The following is a 16509-nucleotide window of genomic DNA, read 5'->3' on the forward strand; positions in this document are numbered from 1 at the left end:
GCGGCCGGGCGGGTTCTCGGCGCGACCCGGTGGGGACGGGCCCGGGGCGCGCCGTAGTCTGTGGGGCATGAGCAAGTCGCCTGGGGAGCGCACGCGGGACCGGTCGTCGTTCTTGTGGTGGCGGCGGCGGCGCAGCGCCCTCCTGGACGCCGGGCTCGCCGCCCTGGCGGCGCTGGAGTGCGCCGGCAGTTCGATCGCGAACGTCGGCAGCCGGGTCCACCTGGGCGCGGCGGCGGAGATCGTGCTCGGGGTGTTCGCCGCGATGGCGGGCGCGAGCCTGGTGCTGCGGCGGCGCTGGCCGGCCGTCCCGGTGGTGGTCGCGCTGCTGGTGATGCCGGCCGTGCCCGGCATGGTGCTGCTGCTGGTGGCGCTCTTCACACTGGCCGAGACCTGGGAGTGGCCCTCGCGCCGCCGGCGGGTGGTGGCGCTCTCCGCGCTCGCCTACGCCGAGGCGGCCGGGGTGATCCTGATGTCGATGCTCAACCCCGGCGAGTCGGTGACCGACCAGCCGCCGTTCTGGGGCCAGCTGGTGTTCTCGCTGCTGGTGGCGGCCGGCGCGACCGCGGCTCCGGTGGTGACCGGCCTGTACGTCGGCGCGCGGCGGCGGCTGATCGATTCGCTCCAGGACCGCGCGCACGGCCTGGAGGCCGAGCTGGACCTGCTGGCCGAGCAGGCCAGGGAGCGCGCCCGCCGGGCCAGGCTGGAGGAGCGCACCCGGATCGCCCGCGAGATGCACGACGTGGTCGCGCACCGGGTCTCGCTGATGGTGGTGCACGCCGGGGCGCTGGAGCGGATCGTCGTCAAGGACCCGGAGAAGGCGACGCAGAGCGCCAAACTGATGGGCGAGGTCGGCCGGCAGGCGCTCAACGAGCTGCGGGAGATCCTCGGCGTGCTGCGGATGTCCGACGAGAGCGCGCCGGAGCCGGACGTGCTGTCCGGGCTGCCGCGGCTGGTCGACCAGTCCCGGGCGGCCGGAATGGCCGTCACCCTGACCGTCAGCGGCAGCCGGCAGGAGTTCACCGGCGAGGCCGAGCAGACCGCCTACCGGGTGGTGCAGGAGGGGCTGACCAACGCCCACAAGCACGCCGGCGGCGCGCAGGTGTCGGTGCTGCTCGCCTACGCGCCGAACGGCGTGCGGGTGAGCGTGGTGAACGCCTGCCCGGGCGGTGAGCGGGCCGCCGCCGCGCTGCCCAGCGGCGGCAACGGGCTGGTCGGGATGCGCGAGCGGGTGGTCGCGCTCGGCGGCACCTTCTCGGCGGGGCCGGAGCGGGACGGCGGGTTCCGGGTGGAGGCGGTGCTGCCGTCCCGGCTGGCGGTCCGCCGGGACCGGCTGGTCTGAGTCCCCGGTCCGTCAGACCTCGTCGGCGGTGCGCAGCCGTTCCGGGGCGGTGCCCAGGACCAGCGCGCTGATCGCCTGGTCGACGCCGGGGCCGAGGTACCACTCGCCGGTGTGGTCCAGGCTGTAGACCCGGCCCAGCTCGTCGATCGCCAGCAGCGCCTGCCCGTACGACTCCTCGCCCAGCGGGGCGATCCGGACGTCCAGGGCGCGGCCCAGGTCGGCCAGGGTGCGCGGCAGGTGCAGGCCGCGCAGCGGGTCGATCAGGAACGGGGTGCGGGCCAGCTGCCGGCCGGGCCCGGTCAGGTCGAAGGCGAGGCCGCCGAACTCGGCCCAGGCCTCCACCGCCGCCGGGAACACCGCGTGCTGGACGCCGGCCGGGCTGCCGTGGCCGACCAGGGCGTCGGCCCACTCCTCGGCCTGCCGGATCTGCCAGCGCCCGGGGTGCCAGCCGGCCGCCTTGAGTTCGGCGGCGACGTCGGCCGGGAAGCGCGGGCGGGTCCGCGGCGCGGGACCGCCGAGCACGGCCGAGGGCGGGGACGGGGAGGGGGCGGGCGGATTCAGGACGGGCTCCGGTGGCTCGGGGACGGGGGACGGGCGATGCGCCGCACGGCCGGCACGGGCGGCCGTCCGGCGGACCGGTCAGCCGGCGGTGGCCGGGCCGACCGCGACGCTCTGGACGGTGAAGTGCTCCAGCAGCGGAGCGCAGGAACGGCAGGGCGGCGCATGGGTGCCGTGCGCGGGATCGTGCTCCTCGCGGATCCGTACTGTGGTCAGCCGGGCGCCCTTGAGCGCCTTGCGGGCCTCGTGCAGGGTCATCGGCTTGCGGGCGGCGCGCTTGGAGCGCCGGCCGTCCACCGCCGTCAGGTACCGGGAGAGCAGGACCGCCTCCGGGCAGCGGCCGGTGAAGCGCTCGCGGTGCTCCGGCGGCAGCGCGTCGAGGAAGTCGCCGACCAGCGGGTGCAGGACCGGGCGGCGGTCCGACTTGTCGCCGGCCAGGGTCTGCACCTCGCCGCCCTTCAGCGAGAGCGCGGCGGCGACGGCGGGCAGCAGGCTGTCGCGGTGGTGGCGCAGCACCGGCGGCCCGGCCGGTTCCCCGGTGGTCATGGCGCGCCCTCCTCGTCGTCCCGCTGGTCGTTCGTCCGCCTCCCGCCCGGCCCTTCCGCCCGGCCCGGTGGTGGCACGGCTGTCAGGGGCCAGCCTGTCAAACGACACTGACAACCGCACATCCGGGGTGCGGAGGGCGGAGCCGACCGGCGGACGGGCACGGGACGTTGGCCGGATCGGCACGGCATCATCACGACTCGTCCCCGGTTTTCCCGAATCCGCCCCCGGTGGCCGCGGTGGCCGGTAGCGTTCCAGCAGCGAGCGAGGGGTCGGCCGGTCCGGTGGGGGTGCCGGGGGGAGACGGCAACGCCTGCGCTTGCCACGGCCGTTGGGGCCGCCGGGGCCGGGGGGCCCTGACGCCTAGCAAGGGGGGTCTTGCGATGACGGAAACCGCCAACGAGGCACCGGGCGAGCACGTGCCCACGCCGGGTACACCGCCGCAGCCGGTGCCCGCGCACCGGATCGGGATCGCGGTGGTCGGGGCCGGCTACTGGGGGCCGAACCTGGTCCGCAACGCGCAGCAGACACCGGCGCTGCGCCTGCACTGGCTCTGCGACCTGGACGAGGCGAAGTCCCGCCGGGTGCTCGGCGAGTACAGCACCGTCCGCGCCACCACCTCGTTCGCGGAGGTGCTGGCCGACGAACGGGTCGCCGCGGTCGCGGTGGCCACCCCGGCGGCCGCGCACTACCGGCTGGTCCGGGCCGCGCTGGAGGCCGGCAAGCACGTCCTGGTGGAGAAGCCGATCACCACCTCGGCCGCGGAGGCCGCCGAGCTGGTGGCGCTCGCCGAGCAGCGCGGCCTGGTGCTGATGTGCGACCACACCTTCTGCTACACCCCGGTGGTGCGCCGGATCCGGGAACTCGTGCACGGCGGGGAGATCGGCGACGTCCAGTTCTTCGACTCGGTGCGGATCAACCTCGGGCTGGTCCAGCCGGACGTCGACGTGCTCTGGGACCTCGCCCCGCACGACCTGTCGATCCTGGACTTCGTCCTGCCGCCGGGTGTCGAGCCCGTCGGCGTCTCCGCCCAGGGAGCCGACCCGATCGGCGCCGGCCGGGCCTGCGTCGCGTACCTGACGGTCCGGCTGAGCAACGGCGCGCTGGCGCACTGCCACGTCAACTGGCTCTCGCCCACCAAGGTGCGCACCACGCTGATCGGCGGCTCGCGGCGCACCCTGGTCTGGGACGACCTCAACCCGCAAGCCAGGCTCGCGGTCCACGACCGCGGCGTGGACCTCACCCCGCCCGACGAGCTGACCGACGCGATCCGCCACCAGGCGCTCATCTCGTACCGGGTCGGCTCGATGGTCGCCCCCGCCCTGGTCGAGCAGGAGGCGCTGCGCAACGTGATGGCCGAGTTCGCCGCCGCCATCACCGAGGGCCGCGCCCCGCTCACCGACGGCCGGGCCGGCCTACGGGTGCTCCAGCTGCTGGAGGCGGCCTCGCTCAGCCTCGAACTCGGCGGTGCCACCGTCCCGGTGGGCATCGGCCTCGACTCCGCACTGTCCGAAGCTCAGGAAAGGGCCGCCACCCGGTGAACGCTGTACAGATCGAGGGCTCCCGCTGCCTGGTCACCGGAGGGGCCGGCACCATCGGCTCCACCGTGGTCGACCAGCTGATCGAGGCCGGCGCCCGCGAGGTGGTCGTGCTCGACAACTTCGTCCGCGGCCGGACGGCCAACCTCGGGTACGCCCAGCGGATCGCCGCCCCCGGGCAGCTGCGCGTGGTGGAGGGCGACATCCGCGACCGCGCCCTGCTGCGCCGGCTGCTCGACCCGGGCACCGACCTGCTCTTCCACCTGGCCGCGATCCGGATCACCCAGTGCGCCACCGAGCCCAGGCTGGCGCTGGAGGTCATGGTGGACGGCACCTTCGACGTGGTCGAGGCCGCCGCCGAGACGGGCGTCGGCAAGGTGGTCGCCTCGTCCACCGCCTCCGTCTACGGCCTCGCCGAGGTCTTCCCGACGCCCGAGACCCACCACCCCTACAACAACGACACCCTGTACGGGGCGGCCAAGGTCTTCAACGAGGGCCTGCTGCGCTCCTTCCACGCCATGGCCGGCCTGGACTACGTCGCACTGCGCTACTTCAACGTGTACGGGCCGCGGATGGACGTGCACGGCCGGTACACCGAGGTGTTCATCCGCTGGATGGACCGGATAGCCGCCGGCCGGCCGCCGCTGATCTTCGGCGACGGTGCCCAGACCATGGACTTCGTCTACACCGAGGACATCGCCCGGGCCAATCTGCTGGCCGCCGCCGCGCCCGTCACCGACCGGGTCTACAACATCGCCAGCGCGAGCGAGGTCTCGCTGCGCGGGCTGGCCGACGCGCTGCTCGGCGCGATGGACCGCACCGACCTGGGCGTCGAGCACGGCCCGGCCCGGGACACCGCCGGCGGCGTGGTCCGGCGGCTGGCGGACATCGGCGCCGCCGAGCGCGACCTCGGCTGGAAGCCCGAGCTGGGCCTCGACGAGGGCCTGCGCCGGCTGGTCGCCTGGTGGCGCGAGCAGTAACCGCGCCGTCGTTGCCGGCCCCCGTTCCGGTCACCGTCCCTCGTTCTTGTTCCCGTTCCCGTTCCCGTTCCTCGTCCCCTCGTACCGAGCACGCCCGAGTCAGCCTTCGGAGCACCCCTGTGTCCAGCAACCCCGTTCCGTCCACGATCCCGGTCATGGTGCCCTGGCTCGGCGAGGAGGAGGCCGAGGCCGCCGCCGAGGCGGTCCGCTCGGGCTGGGTGGCCCAGGGCCCCCGGGTCGCCGCGTTCGAGCGGGCCTTCGCCGAGCACCTCGGCGTCGAGCACGCGGTCGCGGTCTCCTCCTGCACCACCGCGCTGCACCTGGCGCTGATCGGCGCGGGCGTCGGGCCGGGCGACGAGGTGGTCGTCCCCTCGCTCTCCTTCATCGCCACCGCCAACGCCGTCACCTACGTCGGCGCGGTGCCGGTCTTCGCGGACGTCGACCCGGCCACCGGCAACCTCACCGCCGACACCGTCGAGCCGCTGCTCACCGCACGGACCAGGGCGGTGATCGCGGTCGACCAGGGCGGGGTGCCGGTCGACCTGGACGGCATCCGGGCCGCCGTCGAGCCGCGCGGAGTCACCGTCGTCGAGGACGCCGCCTGCGCGGCCGGCTCGGTGTACCGGGGCCGGCCGGCCGGCGCGGGCGCCGAACTCGCCGCGTACTCCTTCCACCCGCGCAAGCTGCTGACCACCGGCGAGGGCGGCATGGTCACCTGCCGGGACGGCGAAGTCGCCACCCGGCTGCGGCGGTTGCGCGAGCACGGGATGAGCGTCTCGGCGGCCGACCGGCACGCGGCGGCCGGCGGCGCGAGCCTGCTGGAGACCTACGACGAGATCGGCTTCAACCACCGGATGACCGACATCCAGGCCGCCGTCGGCCTGGTGCAGCTGGGCAAGCTGCCCGCGATGGTCGCCCGGCGGCGCGAACTCGCCGCCCGCTACCGGGAGCTGCTGGCCGGCACCGGCTTGCGGCTGGTCGAGGATCCGGCGCACGGCACCACCAACTACCAGTCCTGCTGGGTGCTGCCGCCGGACGGTGCCCCGGAGCGCGCCGAGCTGCTGGCCCGGCTCGCCGGGGCCGGGGTCTCGGCCCGGCGCGGCATCATGGCCGCCCACCTGGAGGCCCCGTACAAGGGGACCGCCCGGGTGCCGCTGCCCGCCACCGAGCTGCTCACCCGGCGCTCGCTGATCCTGCCGCTGTACCACGCGCTGACCGAGGAGCAGCAGGACCGGGTGGTGGCCGCGCTGCGGGCCGCGCTCGGCTGAGGCCGCGGCCCGCCCGTTCGTCTGCTTGACCGCTTGACCGCTTGACCGCTTGACCGCTTGCCCGCTTGCCCGCTTGACCGCTTGTCCGTTCGTCCGCCCGCCATTGCCCGCCGACCGGCCCAGGGGAGACCACAGGATGACCACCGACCAGCCCGTCCCGCTCGTCGACCTGGCGGCCGCGCACACCGAGATCGAGGCGGAGGTCCGGGCCGGCTTCGACCGGGTGCTCGCGAGCGGCGGCTACGTCAAGGGACCGGAGGTGGCCGGCTTCGAGGAGGAGTACGCCGCCTTCTCCGGCGCCCGGCACTGCGTCGGCGCCGCCAACGGCACCGACGCCCTCGAACTGGCCCTGCGCGCCCTCGACCTGCCGCCCGGCGGCGGTGTGGTGCTGCCCGCCAACACCTTCGTCGCCACCGCCGAGGCCGTCCAGCGGGCCGGCCTGCGCCCGGTGCTGGTCGACGCCGACCCCGAGCACCTGCTGATCGACCCGGCCCGGGTCGCCGAGGTGCTCGCCGACGCCGTCGCGCTGCTGCCCGTCCACCTCACCGGCCAGCTCGCCCCGATGGCGCCGCTGCTCGAACTGGCCGGCGGACGGCCGGTGGTGGAGGACGCCGCGCAGTCCCAGGGCGCCCGGCAGGACGGCCGGGCCCTGCACGGCAGGATCGCCGCGACCAGCTTCTACCCCGGGAAGAACCTCGGCGCGTACGGCGACGCGGGCGCCGTCGTCACCGACGACGACGACCTGGCCGCCGCCGTCCGGCTGATCGGCGACCACGGCTCGGCGCGCAAGTACGCGCACGAGCGGTTCGGCTTCAACTCCCGGATGGACGCGCTGCAGGCCGTCGTGCTGCGGGCCAAGCTGCGCCGGCTGGCCGGCTGGAACGAGGCCCGGCGGGCCGCCGCCGCCCGCTACGACCGGCTGCTGGCCGGGCTGGACGGCGTGTCGGCGCCGCGCACCGCGCCCGGCAACGAGCACGTCTGGCACCTGTACGCGGTCCGGGTGGGCGCCGGCCGCGGGCGGCGGGACGCGCTGCTCGCCGCGCTGAACGAGGCCGGGATCGGCGCGGGCGTGCACTACCCGGTGCCGGTCCACCTGCAGCCGGCGTTCCGGCACCTCGGGCACGGCGAGGGCGCGTTCCCGGTCGCCGAGCGGGCCGCCGGGGAGCTGCTGACGCTGCCGCTCTACCCGCAGATCACCGCCGGGCAGCAGGAGCGGGTGGTGGAGGCGCTGGCCAAGGCACTCGCGGCCTGAGCCGCGGCGCGCGCCGTCCCCGTACCGCTCGCCCCGGGTCGCGCGCGGGCGTGCCGGGCGGGGGGCCGGGTCGCGCGCGCACCCCCTACGCTGGTTGCCGACAGGCGCACCGAGAACATGCAGCAGCCAGTGGGGGCTCCCAGATGACGACAGGTCGGCCCGGCGTCGCCGCCGCACCGAACGCGGCGTACGCAGGTCAGGTGGTGCACTTCCCGGACCCGGTCCGTGCGGAGCGGCACCCCGCCGGGGTCCGGGTGGACGAGTACGGCTACCCGGACTTCGGCCCGTACGCCGCCGCGGCGGCCGAGGTCGCCGACCCGCCGGCCGGCTTCGGCGTCGACGAGCTGCGGCTGACCGACTACGTCTCGGCCAACGTCGCGCAGTTCACCCAGGGCCATCCGCTCTGGGCCGACCTGGAGACCGCCGTCGCGACCCCGCCCGGCTGGACCTGGCACCACGCGGTCGGCCGCGCCGCGCCCGGATGGCGGCGGATGGAGCTGGTCCCGGTCGAGGTCAAGGCGCTGCTGCGGCACCACGGCGGCCTGGCGACCTCCTCCGCCGACCACGCGCGCCGCGGCACCCGGCCGTTGCAGGAGAAGCGGCCGGTGCACTTCTCGCTCGCCAAGGACGGCGGCGACCCGATCGGCGTCTCCGAGGACCTCGTGCAGCGGGCCGAGGAGCGGCTCGGGTACCGGCTGCCCGGCGCCTACCGCACCTTCCTCAAGCTCGGCGGCGGCCGCGCCCCGGTCGGCGTGGCGCTCGACGCGGAGCTCGGGCTGCTGCTCGACCAGCCGTTCCTGACGCTCACCGAGGAGTACGGCACCACGGACGTCGTCTACGCCAACAAGTGCCTGCGCGACCACCTCACCAAGGACTACCTGGGCATCGCCTACGCCCAGGGCGGCATCGTGGCGCTGAAGGTGCGCGGCGAGCGGACCGGGTCGGTCTGGTTCTGCCTCTACGACGACGCCCGGGACACCGGTGCGCCGGAGGCGGCCGAGGACCGGGTCGGGCGGCTGCTGCTGCCCTGCGGGGAGGACTTCGACGACTTCCTGCTGCGGCTGGCGGGGAGCCCGGCGGAGCTGGAGACGGTGGCCGGGCTGATGGTGGACGGCGGCTTCGCCCGTGCCGTCCCGGTGGGCTGACGTGGCGGCGTCGGGCCGTGCGGCCCGGACGGTCGCCGAGGGCGTGGAACGAGCGGGGACGATGGGGACAGGGGTGAACCGGGCGTGGTGACGTACGCGCAGGCGCATGAGCTCGCCGAGGAGTGGATCAACGGCGGGGTGCTGCGGGAGCGGCAGCGCGAGGTGCGGGTCCGGGAGTTCGACCTGGGCTTCGTCTGCTGGGCGGTGCAGCCGGGTGACGGCGCGGCGCCCGCCGAGGGGGAGGCCCGGCTGGTGATCGCCCGGGACTCCGGCGCGAGCACGCTCTGGCCCGCACTGCCCGTCAACGAGGTGGTCCGGCAGTACGAGGAGGCCTACGGGCGCCCGGTCGCGGCCAATCCGGCCGGTGCGGCCCGGCCCGCGCCGGGGCCGGTCGAGGCGACGTCCTTCCTGCTCAGCCCGCCGCAGTGGCTGCAGGAGGCCGGTGCGGCGGCGCTCGCCGCGGAGGCGGAGCAGCTGGGGACGGGGGCTCCGCCCGTCGAGCCGCCCATCGAGCCGGCCGCCGAGCCGGTTGTCCGGGCCGCCGAGCCGACCGTTGCACCGGTGGCGCCGCCGGTTCCGCCCGCGCCGCCGGCCGCCCCGGTCGTGCCGCCCGCTGCTGCGCCGGGTGCCGCTGTGCCGGGTGCCGCACCGGGTGCCGGGCCCGTCGCCGCCGAGCACGGGGAGCCGCCCGCGCCCGCCGTCCTGACCACGCCGCCGGTCTCCGAGCGGCCCGCCGGGGACGCGCCGACCATGCTCGCCCCGCCGCCCGGCCACCGGGAGCCGGCCGCCGCGCCCGCCCCGCGTGCGGAGGTCGAGGCGGCGACCGTGCTGCTGCCGGACGGGCTGCGCACCAACGGCGCCGGCCTGCCCGGCGAGCCGCGGGCCGGTTCCGAGGCGGCCACCGTGCTGCTGCCCGAGGGCGGTCTGCCGGGGCTGGCGGGTCTGCCGGGTGCGCCCGGCGGTCCGGGCACGCCCGCGCCGGGGACGTCGGTGCCGCCGCAGGGCGCGCCCGTCCCGCCGCAGGCGCCGGCCGTGGAGCCCGCGCCGACGCTGCTGGCGCCGCCGGACGGTCCGCCGGGCATGGCGGGGCCGGCTGGTCTGCCGGGCGCGCCCGTCCCGTCGCCGGCCGTACCGCCGGCCGCGCCGTCGGTGGAGCACGCCCCGACCATGCTGGCCTCGCCCGACGGCCTGCCCGGCCTGGCGGGCCTGCCCGGCGCGCCCGCGCCCGGTGCTCCGGTGCCGCCGCCCGCCGACGCGCCGGCCGGTGGCCGCAACCCGGCGTCCGCCCCGCCGCCGCCCCCGCCCGCGGGTCTGCTCGGCGGCCCGTCCGGTCCCGGCGCGGGCTCCGCTCCCGTCGGCCTCGGCCGCAACCCCGCGTCCGCCCCGCCGCCGCCCCCGCCGCCCGGACTGCTCGGCGGTTCCGGCCCGGCCCCCGCCGCGTCCGGCGGTCGCGGCGCCTCCAGCGCCCCGCCGCCCCCGCCCCCGGCGGGCCTGCGGCCCGGCGACGCCCCGCCCGCCCCGCCCGCCGCGCCCGCACCGGGCGCCGGTGTGGCGTACGAGCGCACCCAGCTGGCGGGCGCGATCGACCCGGCGCAACTCGGCGCCCCCGCCGACCCGGGCACCCCGCCGTCCGGCGGCCCCGCCGTCCCGCCGCCGCCCGGCGCGGGCGCGCCCGTCGACGCACCGGGGGCCGGTTACGGCTACCCGGGCGGCCCGGCCCCCGTCGGCCCCCCGGCGCCCGCCCCGGCTCCGGCCGCCCCGCCGGCGCCCGTGCCCGGGCCGCCGCCGGCCGCCCCGGTGCCGCCCGGCGTACCCGCCGTCGGCCCGGGCTACTTCGCCGCGCTCAGCTACCGGGGCCCGGACGGCTCGGAGCAGAAGCTGCTGCACCGCAGCGAGCCCGGCACCCCGCACCCGGAGTGGAAGATCCTCCAGGACCTGCGGCGGCTGAACGTGCCGCCGGAGCAGGTGCTGGAGCTCTACACCGAGCTGGAGTCGTGCGACCTGCCCGGCGGGTACTGCAACCGGATGATCGCCGCCTCCTGGCCGAACGTCCGGCTCACCCACACCGCCGACTACGGCCGCGACCACCACTCCCGGCAGGCCGGCATGGCCCAGCTGCTCGACCACCTGGACGAGCTGCACCAGCTGGCCTCCGGCCAGCAGCGGGTCCGGCCGTTCCGGGTGCCGCTGCCCGCGCCGGGCACCGTCCCGCCGCTGCCGCCGCTCGCCCCGCAGCAGCTCGCCTCGGAGCTCGGCCAGGCCTTCGGGCCGAACGTGTTCCGCTTCGAGCAGCGCGCGGTGGCCCGTCAGGGCGTGCCCGAGCCGGTGGCGCAGACGCTGATGTGGGCGGGCCTGCCGCGCGACTTCGGACCGTTCTTCTGGGCGCAGGCCCAGGAGGGCCGGCCGATCCCGACGCTCGCCGAGCTGGCCGCCGAGCGCGGTCTGCCGGGCGGCCCGGACTTCGGCGGTTACCTGGTGCTCGGCAACGACTACGGCCGGCAGCTCTGCGTGCAGTACGGCACCGCGCACGTGGTCGCGGTGGACCTGGAAGGAACCGGCGAGCCCCCCCGGTTCGTCAACACCGGTGTACCGGAGTTCGCCCGTTCGCTGGCCCTGCTGGGGCGGATGTGGCGGCTGCGGTACGGGCTGACCCCGGACCAGGCCGGTCGCTGGACGACCGACTTCCAGGCCCAGCTGGCCGCGATCGACCCGGCTGCGCTGCAGTCCGCGGACACCTGGTGGGCCGTGCTGCTGGAGCAGTTCTGGGACGGTCTGCTCTGAGCAGGCCGTGCCGGATCCGCGCAGGTGGCAGGGGGTCGTTCCGGTCTCCGGAACGGCCCCTTCGGCGTACCGGCGCGGCGGTGCCTCGTTGGGGTTTCGTCCAGATCCGCGCAAAATAGGTCAAGAGGATGGTCACTGTCGGCCATTCTCGACATGTTTCGATCCGTCCGACGCACGATTCCCGACCGGGTTCGCCGACCCGGTCCCCGAGCAGACCGATCCGTCCGATCATGGGCTCCGCAGCCCGCGACACGAGGGGAAGAGCCCATGAGCGACGCCGTCCCCCAGTACGGCTTCACCGTTGCCCGGCGCGGTTACGCGCCGGAGCAGGTCGACCGAGCCCTGACCGCGCTCACCGCGCAGCGCGACGAGGGGTGGGAACGGCTGAGCGTGCTCGGTGCCGGCCTCCGGGAGATGGAGCGCCGGCTGGCCGAGATCCAGCAGGCCGCCGCCGACGCCCCCGAGCCCGACTACCAGGTGCTCAGCGACGAGGCCGCCGGTCTGGCCCGGATGGCCGAGAACGAGGCCCGCGCCGTCCGCGACAAGGCCGAGCGGTTCGCCGAGGACCTCCGCGACGAGGTGTACGAGGCCGGCCAGGCACTCGACCGCGCCGCCAAGGAGTACGCCACCACCACCCGCACCGAGGCCGACGCCGCCGTGCGCCGCACCGACGAGCGCACCCGGGCCGAGGCGGAGACCATCCGGGCCGAGACCGACCGCGAGGTCCGGTCCGTCCGGGACGCCGCCACCGGGCACGCCGCCAAGGTCCGGGTCGCGGCCGCCGAGGCCTCCGAGCGGGCCGAGGCCAAGCTGGCCGAGCTGCGCCGCAAGGCCGACGAGATGTTCGCCGAGGCGCAGGCCGCGGCCGACGCCGAGGACTCGACGGTCTCCGCCACCGCCGAGCGGCGGGTCAAGGAGGCCGAGCAGTTCCGCGAGACGGTGCTCGGCCAGATCAAGCAGAGCGACGCCGAGGCGCAGGCCCGGGCGGACCAGCTGGTCGAGCAGGCCCGGCGCGAGGCCGAGCGGATCAACGCGGCCACCGAGCGCGAGCAGCGCGAGTACGCGACCAGGCTGGAGACGGTGCAGCAGCACCTCGACCACATCAAGGCGACGCTGGCCTCGCTCACCGGTGCCGCGGTCGGCGCGATCGAGCCCGCGGCGCTCGCGGCGGCCACCGCCGTCCCGGCCGAGGCCGTCCCGGCCGACCGCGCGCCGGCCGTCGGCGCGCCGGTGGACCGGGCGCCGGTGGTGGGCCGGGCACCGGTCGTGGACTCGGAGGCGGACACCGGGGAGATCCCGCTGCCGGTCCTCGCGGACCCGCGGGCCGACCTCCGCAAGGAGGCGCTCCCGGCGCCGGCGAGCGAGGCGGCCACGGCCGTGCTGCGGGTCACCCCGGGGCGGATCTCCCCGGCCCCGGCCCCGGCGGCCGCGGTCGCCACCGGCCCGGTGCCGCCGCGGCCGGCCACCCCGCCCCCGGCGCCGACGGACGCCGGGGAGGGCCCGGCCGCCCCGGCCGAGCGGCCGGCCGAGGAGGAGACCCGGATCATCCCGAAGATCGTGATCATCGACGACGGCAGTGACTACGCCACTCCGAACACGGTCGGCTACCACCGCCGCTGATCCGTTCCGCGGCCCGTCGGGCCCCGGGTGCCCTCCGGCGCCCGGGGCCCGACCCGTTCGCGACGGGTCCGTCCGGCGCCCCGGGGCTCACGGGGTGGGCCCGGCGTCCCCTTCGGCGAGCAGTCGGGTGAGCTTGGCGTCCTGGGCCCGGACGGCCTCGCGGTGGGCGTTCAGGGCCGGGCCGTTGCGGTCGATCTGCTGGCGCTGGTAGCCCGCCAGGACGGTGAACCAGATCCCGGCCAGGTTGCTGTCGGCGGTGCAGTCGGCGTCGGCCCGGGCGGCGGTCAGCTCGGCCGGGGTGGTCTCCGCCGCGGCGCGGAAGCGGTCCGGGAAGGTCGCCGGGTCGTCGGTCCGGAAGCCCGCGGCCGTCATGCAGGCGGCCCACCGCGCGGTCGCCGCCGTGACCCGTCCGTCCCGCCCGGTGGCGGCCATGGAGTCGGCGAAGAGCCGGCCGAGGAGGTCGGCCCCCGGCCCGGGCGGCGAGCCGATCCGTTCGGCGGCCTGCCGGTCGCAGTCGACCCGGGCGGTGTCGTAGGCCTCGCCGGCCCCGGCCGCCGGTCCGGTCACGACGCCGGGGACGTTCCGCCGGGGCGCGTGGAACCCCTGGGTGCCCGCGGCCTGCGCGCCGAGGTACCCCCAGGCGCCGGCCGGCAGGGCGGTGGCGTTGTCCGGCGGCCGGGCCTCCTGCAGACCGTCGCCGCCGAAGCCGGTGTAACCGGCCCGGCGCATGCACGAGACGACCAGCGCATTGCGGACCCGAATCTCCTTGACGGAGGCTTCGTCGTCGGCCTGATAAGCGGAAAGCGGAAGTCCGGTCATTCCGGCCCGGCCGGATTCCGGGGCTTTCGGTGCGTCGATCGCCGGCGGGGTCATGGTGGAATCCGCAGAACCTCCTCCGGAGGGTCCGGCGCAGCCTGTGAAAAAGGCCGATAAAACGACCGCCGTGGCGGTGGCGGTGAATCGTCCGAAATGCGGCGGGCGGGCCAAGCGGAAGCTCCGATCCTCAGGAACGGCAGGACTGTTCGGACCCTAGCGCATGCCTGTGCGGAGCGGCCTTCCGGGTGTCGCGGCCGTGCGGCTTGGCCGGAAAAGAACTGTTCGGTCGTGCGGCGTCATGTCAGCCTCTGGAGTCGCAGCCGCTACCCCTTCGGAGGGTTTCCATGATTCGCCGCACAAGTCTTTCGGAACGTTCTTCCGGGCATCGTCCAGGAAATGTCATGAGCCGCCGGATCGGCGCACTCGCCGTGCTCACCGCAGCGGCCGCGACGTTGCTGCCGGCCGCGAATGCCGAGGCCATCAACCGGATCGATTGTGGAAACCGCAACGATTTCGCGAAGGTCTACAACTACGGTTACGGCGGCTCGCTCTGTTTCGCGAACGACGGGTGGATGGCGGTGCGCATCTACAACGTCGACCGGATCGACGCCGGGAACAACAAGGTCATCACGTACCTGGGCAGTGGCATGGGCTCGTGGACCGTCTTCAACTGGGAGCAGTACGACTTCAACGGCCACGTGGGCCACGAGGTGACGATGTACGACATCAACCTCTCCCGCTGGTAGCGGCCGGGGGACGGGCCCCGCGGGGCCGCGCGGGCGAGGAGGCCCGCTGACCCGCGGTGCCGGGCGGGTGCGGTCGCCCGGCACCGTTCCGACGGGTCAGAGCACCTCGACCGAGGCCCCCGGGGCCAGCCGGCGCCGGCAGTCCAGTACGTACCGGGAATGGGCGGTGACCGCCTCGTAGTCGAAGTCGTCGTGGTCGGCGAGCAGCACCACCGCGTCCGCCGCCGCCAGCTCCTCCGGGCTCGCCTCCACCCGGCGAACCGCGCCGAACGGGTCCCCGTGCGGGTCGTGCTCGGCGGCGCGCTGGCCGGGGATCACCGGCTCGGGCACGTGCACCCCGACCACCACGTGCGGATCGGCGGCCCGGACCTCGGCGCCCATCCGGACCAGCAGCTCGGCGACCCGGGCGGCCGGCGTCTCCCGGGCGTCGCCGGTGTTCTTCTTGTACGCCAGCCCGAGCAGCAGTATCCGCGAGCCCTTGACCGAGCGCTGCCGCTCGTTCAGCGCCTCGGCGAGCCGGCGCACCACGTAGTCGGGCATGTGGCTGTTGACGTCGTTGGCCAGCTCGACGAACCGGAACGACTGGCCGAGCGCCCGCTCGACCCGCCAGGACAGGTAGGACGGGTCGATCGGCAGGCAGTGCCCGCCCACCCCCGGGCCGGGGGTGAACCGCAGATAGCCGAACGGCTTGGTGGAGGCCGCGTCGATGGCCTCCCAGACGTCGATGCCGAGGTCGTGCGCGAACATCGCCAGCTCGTTGACCAGCGCGATGTTCACATGACGGAAGGTGTTCTCCAGCAGCTTGGTGAGCTCGGCCTCCTTGCAGGAGGAGACCGGGACGGTCCGCTCGACCAGCCCGCCGTAGAAGCCCTCCACCGCCGCCAGCGACGCCGGGTCGACCCCGGAGACCACCTTCGGGGTGTTCTCCAGCCGCCAGGTCGGGTTGCCCGGGTCGATCCGCTCCGGGCTGTAGCCGAGGTGGAAGTCCCGCCCGGCGGTCAGCCCGGACCCCTGCTCCAGCAGCGGCGCGAGCAGTTCCTCGGTGGTGCCCGGGTAGGTGGTCGACTCCAGGACGACGCTCGCCCCGGGCCGCAGGTGCTGGGCGAGCAGGGCGGCCGAGGCCTCGATGAACGACAGGTCGGGCACGCCCTCGCGCAGCGGCGTCGGCACGGTGATCACCGCGATGTCGAAGCCCGCCACGTCGGACGGCTCGGCGGACGGCAGGTAGCTCCCGTTCTCCAGCAGCGGCCGCAGCCGCTCGGCCGGGATGTCCTCGACGTACGACTCGCCGACGGCCAGCCGTTTGATCCGGCGCTCGTCCACGTCGTAGCCGACCACCCGGTGCCCCACCTCGGCCGCGCGGACCGCGAGCGGCAGCCCCACGTAGCCCTGGCCTGCGATGACAACGCGCATGACGAAGAACCCCCTCCATCGCGACGCCCCCTGGCCCCTCCGGGCGTCCCCCACACGGTCTTCACATCAGGGTAGGGAGCGGGGCCCGACCGCGCGGGTTTTCCCGGGATTGCGCAAGCCGGGAGGCGCCGGGGAAGGAGCGCCGGGGAAAGAATGAGGCCGAGACCCGTGGCGTCCTCCAGGAAAGGACGCCACGGTTCCCGGCGCGTGGGCGGGCGCCCCCACCCAGGGTCGCCCGGCCTCGCACCCCCGACCCCCATCGGGTGTGCGACCGTGCCTTCCGCAGCCATCCCCCACGGTTGGGTGCGGCGGGCACATTCACCATGGTGCGCGATCTCCATGGACGGGCAGTGACAGGAGTATGTCCAGTTCGTGGCAGAACGCGACGGTCGGGAAACGGTCCGGCGAAACGAGCGGAGCGGCAGGCCGCGGCCGGTGGTTCGCCTGCGCCTGACCGCACCCCGCCCCGCCCCGGCCGTGTGCCGGGTGCGCGTCAGCCCCGCGGCGTAC

General features: G+C 75.8%; 13 protein-coding genes. 9 read left to right on the plus strand and 4 right to left on the minus strand.

All coding sequences use genetic code 11. The features are described 5' to 3' along the window. Positions 1-67: 67 nt before the first annotated feature. Positions 68-1339, plus strand: a complete 1272-nt coding sequence (locus ACFU9E_RS01930) for a sensor histidine kinase (RefSeq protein WP_380684475.1) — start codon at positions 68-70, stop codon at positions 1337-1339. Positions 1340-1351: 12 nt separating this feature from the next. Here ACFU9E_RS01930 and ACFU9E_RS01935 read toward each other — a convergent pair whose 3' ends face one another. Together ACFU9E_RS01935 and ACFU9E_RS01940 are read right to left on the minus strand one after the other, a co-directional pair. Beyond that, a complete protein-coding gene (locus tag ACFU9E_RS01935; protein ID WP_380684474.1) occupies positions 1352-1861 on the minus strand; it encodes an SUKH-3 domain-containing protein in 510 nt (169 codons plus the stop codon). A 117-nt stretch (positions 1862-1978) separates the two neighbouring features. Then, positions 1979-2443, minus strand: a complete 465-nt coding sequence (locus tag ACFU9E_RS01940) for a YwqJ-related putative deaminase (protein WP_380684473.1) — start codon at positions 2441-2443, stop codon at positions 1979-1981. Positions 2444-2823: 380 nt separating this feature from the next. Here ACFU9E_RS01940 and ACFU9E_RS01945 point away from each other — a divergent pair, with 380 nt between their 5' ends. The 7 genes from ACFU9E_RS01945 (at position 2824) to ACFU9E_RS01975 (ending at position 13024) form a co-directional block, all read left to right on the plus strand. Further along, positions 2824-3981: a Gfo/Idh/MocA family protein gene (locus tag ACFU9E_RS01945; protein WP_380684472.1), complete on the plus strand. Its 1158-nt coding sequence runs from the start codon at positions 2824-2826 to the stop codon at positions 3979-3981. Next, positions 3978-4958: an NAD-dependent epimerase/dehydratase family protein gene (locus ACFU9E_RS01950; protein WP_380684471.1), complete on the plus strand. Its 981-nt coding sequence runs from the start codon at positions 3978-3980 to the stop codon at positions 4956-4958. Before ACFU9E_RS01945 ends, ACFU9E_RS01950 begins: the two co-directional genes overlap by 4 nt. A gap of 119 nt (positions 4959-5077) precedes the next feature. After that, positions 5078-6226 carry a DegT/DnrJ/EryC1/StrS family aminotransferase gene (locus tag ACFU9E_RS01955; RefSeq protein WP_380684470.1) on the plus strand — a complete coding sequence of 383 codons (1149 nt, stop codon included), beginning with the start codon at positions 5078-5080 and terminating at the stop codon, positions 6224-6226. A gap of 136 nt (positions 6227-6362) precedes the next feature. After that, complete coding sequence (locus ACFU9E_RS01960; RefSeq protein ID WP_380684469.1) at positions 6363-7478, plus strand: DegT/DnrJ/EryC1/StrS family aminotransferase; 1116 nt, start codon at positions 6363-6365, stop codon at positions 7476-7478. Positions 7479-7621: 143 nt separating this feature from the next. Next, complete coding sequence (locus tag ACFU9E_RS01965; RefSeq protein WP_380684468.1) at positions 7622-8623, plus strand: SMI1/KNR4 family protein; 1002 nt, start codon at positions 7622-7624, stop codon at positions 8621-8623. 84 nt (positions 8624-8707) lie between these two features. Next, the gene (locus ACFU9E_RS01970; protein ID WP_380714704.1) at positions 8708-11404 is read left to right on the plus strand and encodes an SUKH-4 family immunity protein; all 2697 of its coding nucleotides are present in this window, start codon (positions 8708-8710) and stop codon (positions 11402-11404) included. Positions 11405-11671: 267 nt separating this feature from the next. Further along, complete coding sequence (locus tag ACFU9E_RS01975) at positions 11672-13024, plus strand: hypothetical protein (RefSeq protein WP_380689857.1); 1353 nt, start codon at positions 11672-11674, stop codon at positions 13022-13024. An 87-nt stretch (positions 13025-13111) separates the two neighbouring features. On the opposite strand, the gene ACFU9E_RS01980 is transcribed toward ACFU9E_RS01975, so the two are convergent. Further along, positions 13112-13753 (minus strand): hypothetical protein, encoded by a 642-nt coding sequence (locus ACFU9E_RS01980; RefSeq protein ID WP_380684055.1) that lies wholly within the window; start codon positions 13751-13753, stop codon positions 13112-13114. 488 nt (positions 13754-14241) lie between these two features. Between ACFU9E_RS01980 and ACFU9E_RS01985 the strand changes: the two genes are divergently transcribed. Next, positions 14242-14586, plus strand: coding sequence for a beta/gamma crystallin domain-containing protein (locus tag ACFU9E_RS01985; protein ID WP_380684054.1), 345 nt, complete (start codon positions 14242-14244; stop codon positions 14584-14586). Between the two features lie 96 nt (positions 14587-14682). Here the strand turns inward: ACFU9E_RS01985 and ACFU9E_RS01990 are convergent, their stop codons facing one another. After that, positions 14683-15999 carry a nucleotide sugar dehydrogenase gene (locus ACFU9E_RS01990; protein WP_380684053.1) on the minus strand — a complete coding sequence of 439 codons (1317 nt, stop codon included), beginning with the start codon at positions 15997-15999 and terminating at the stop codon, positions 14683-14685. Positions 16000-16509: the final 510 nt, after the last annotated feature.

This window comes from Kitasatospora sp. NPDC057595 (genome assembly GCF_042800875.1).
Taxonomy (GTDB): Bacteria; Actinomycetota; Actinomycetes; order Streptomycetales; family Streptomycetaceae; genus Kitasatospora.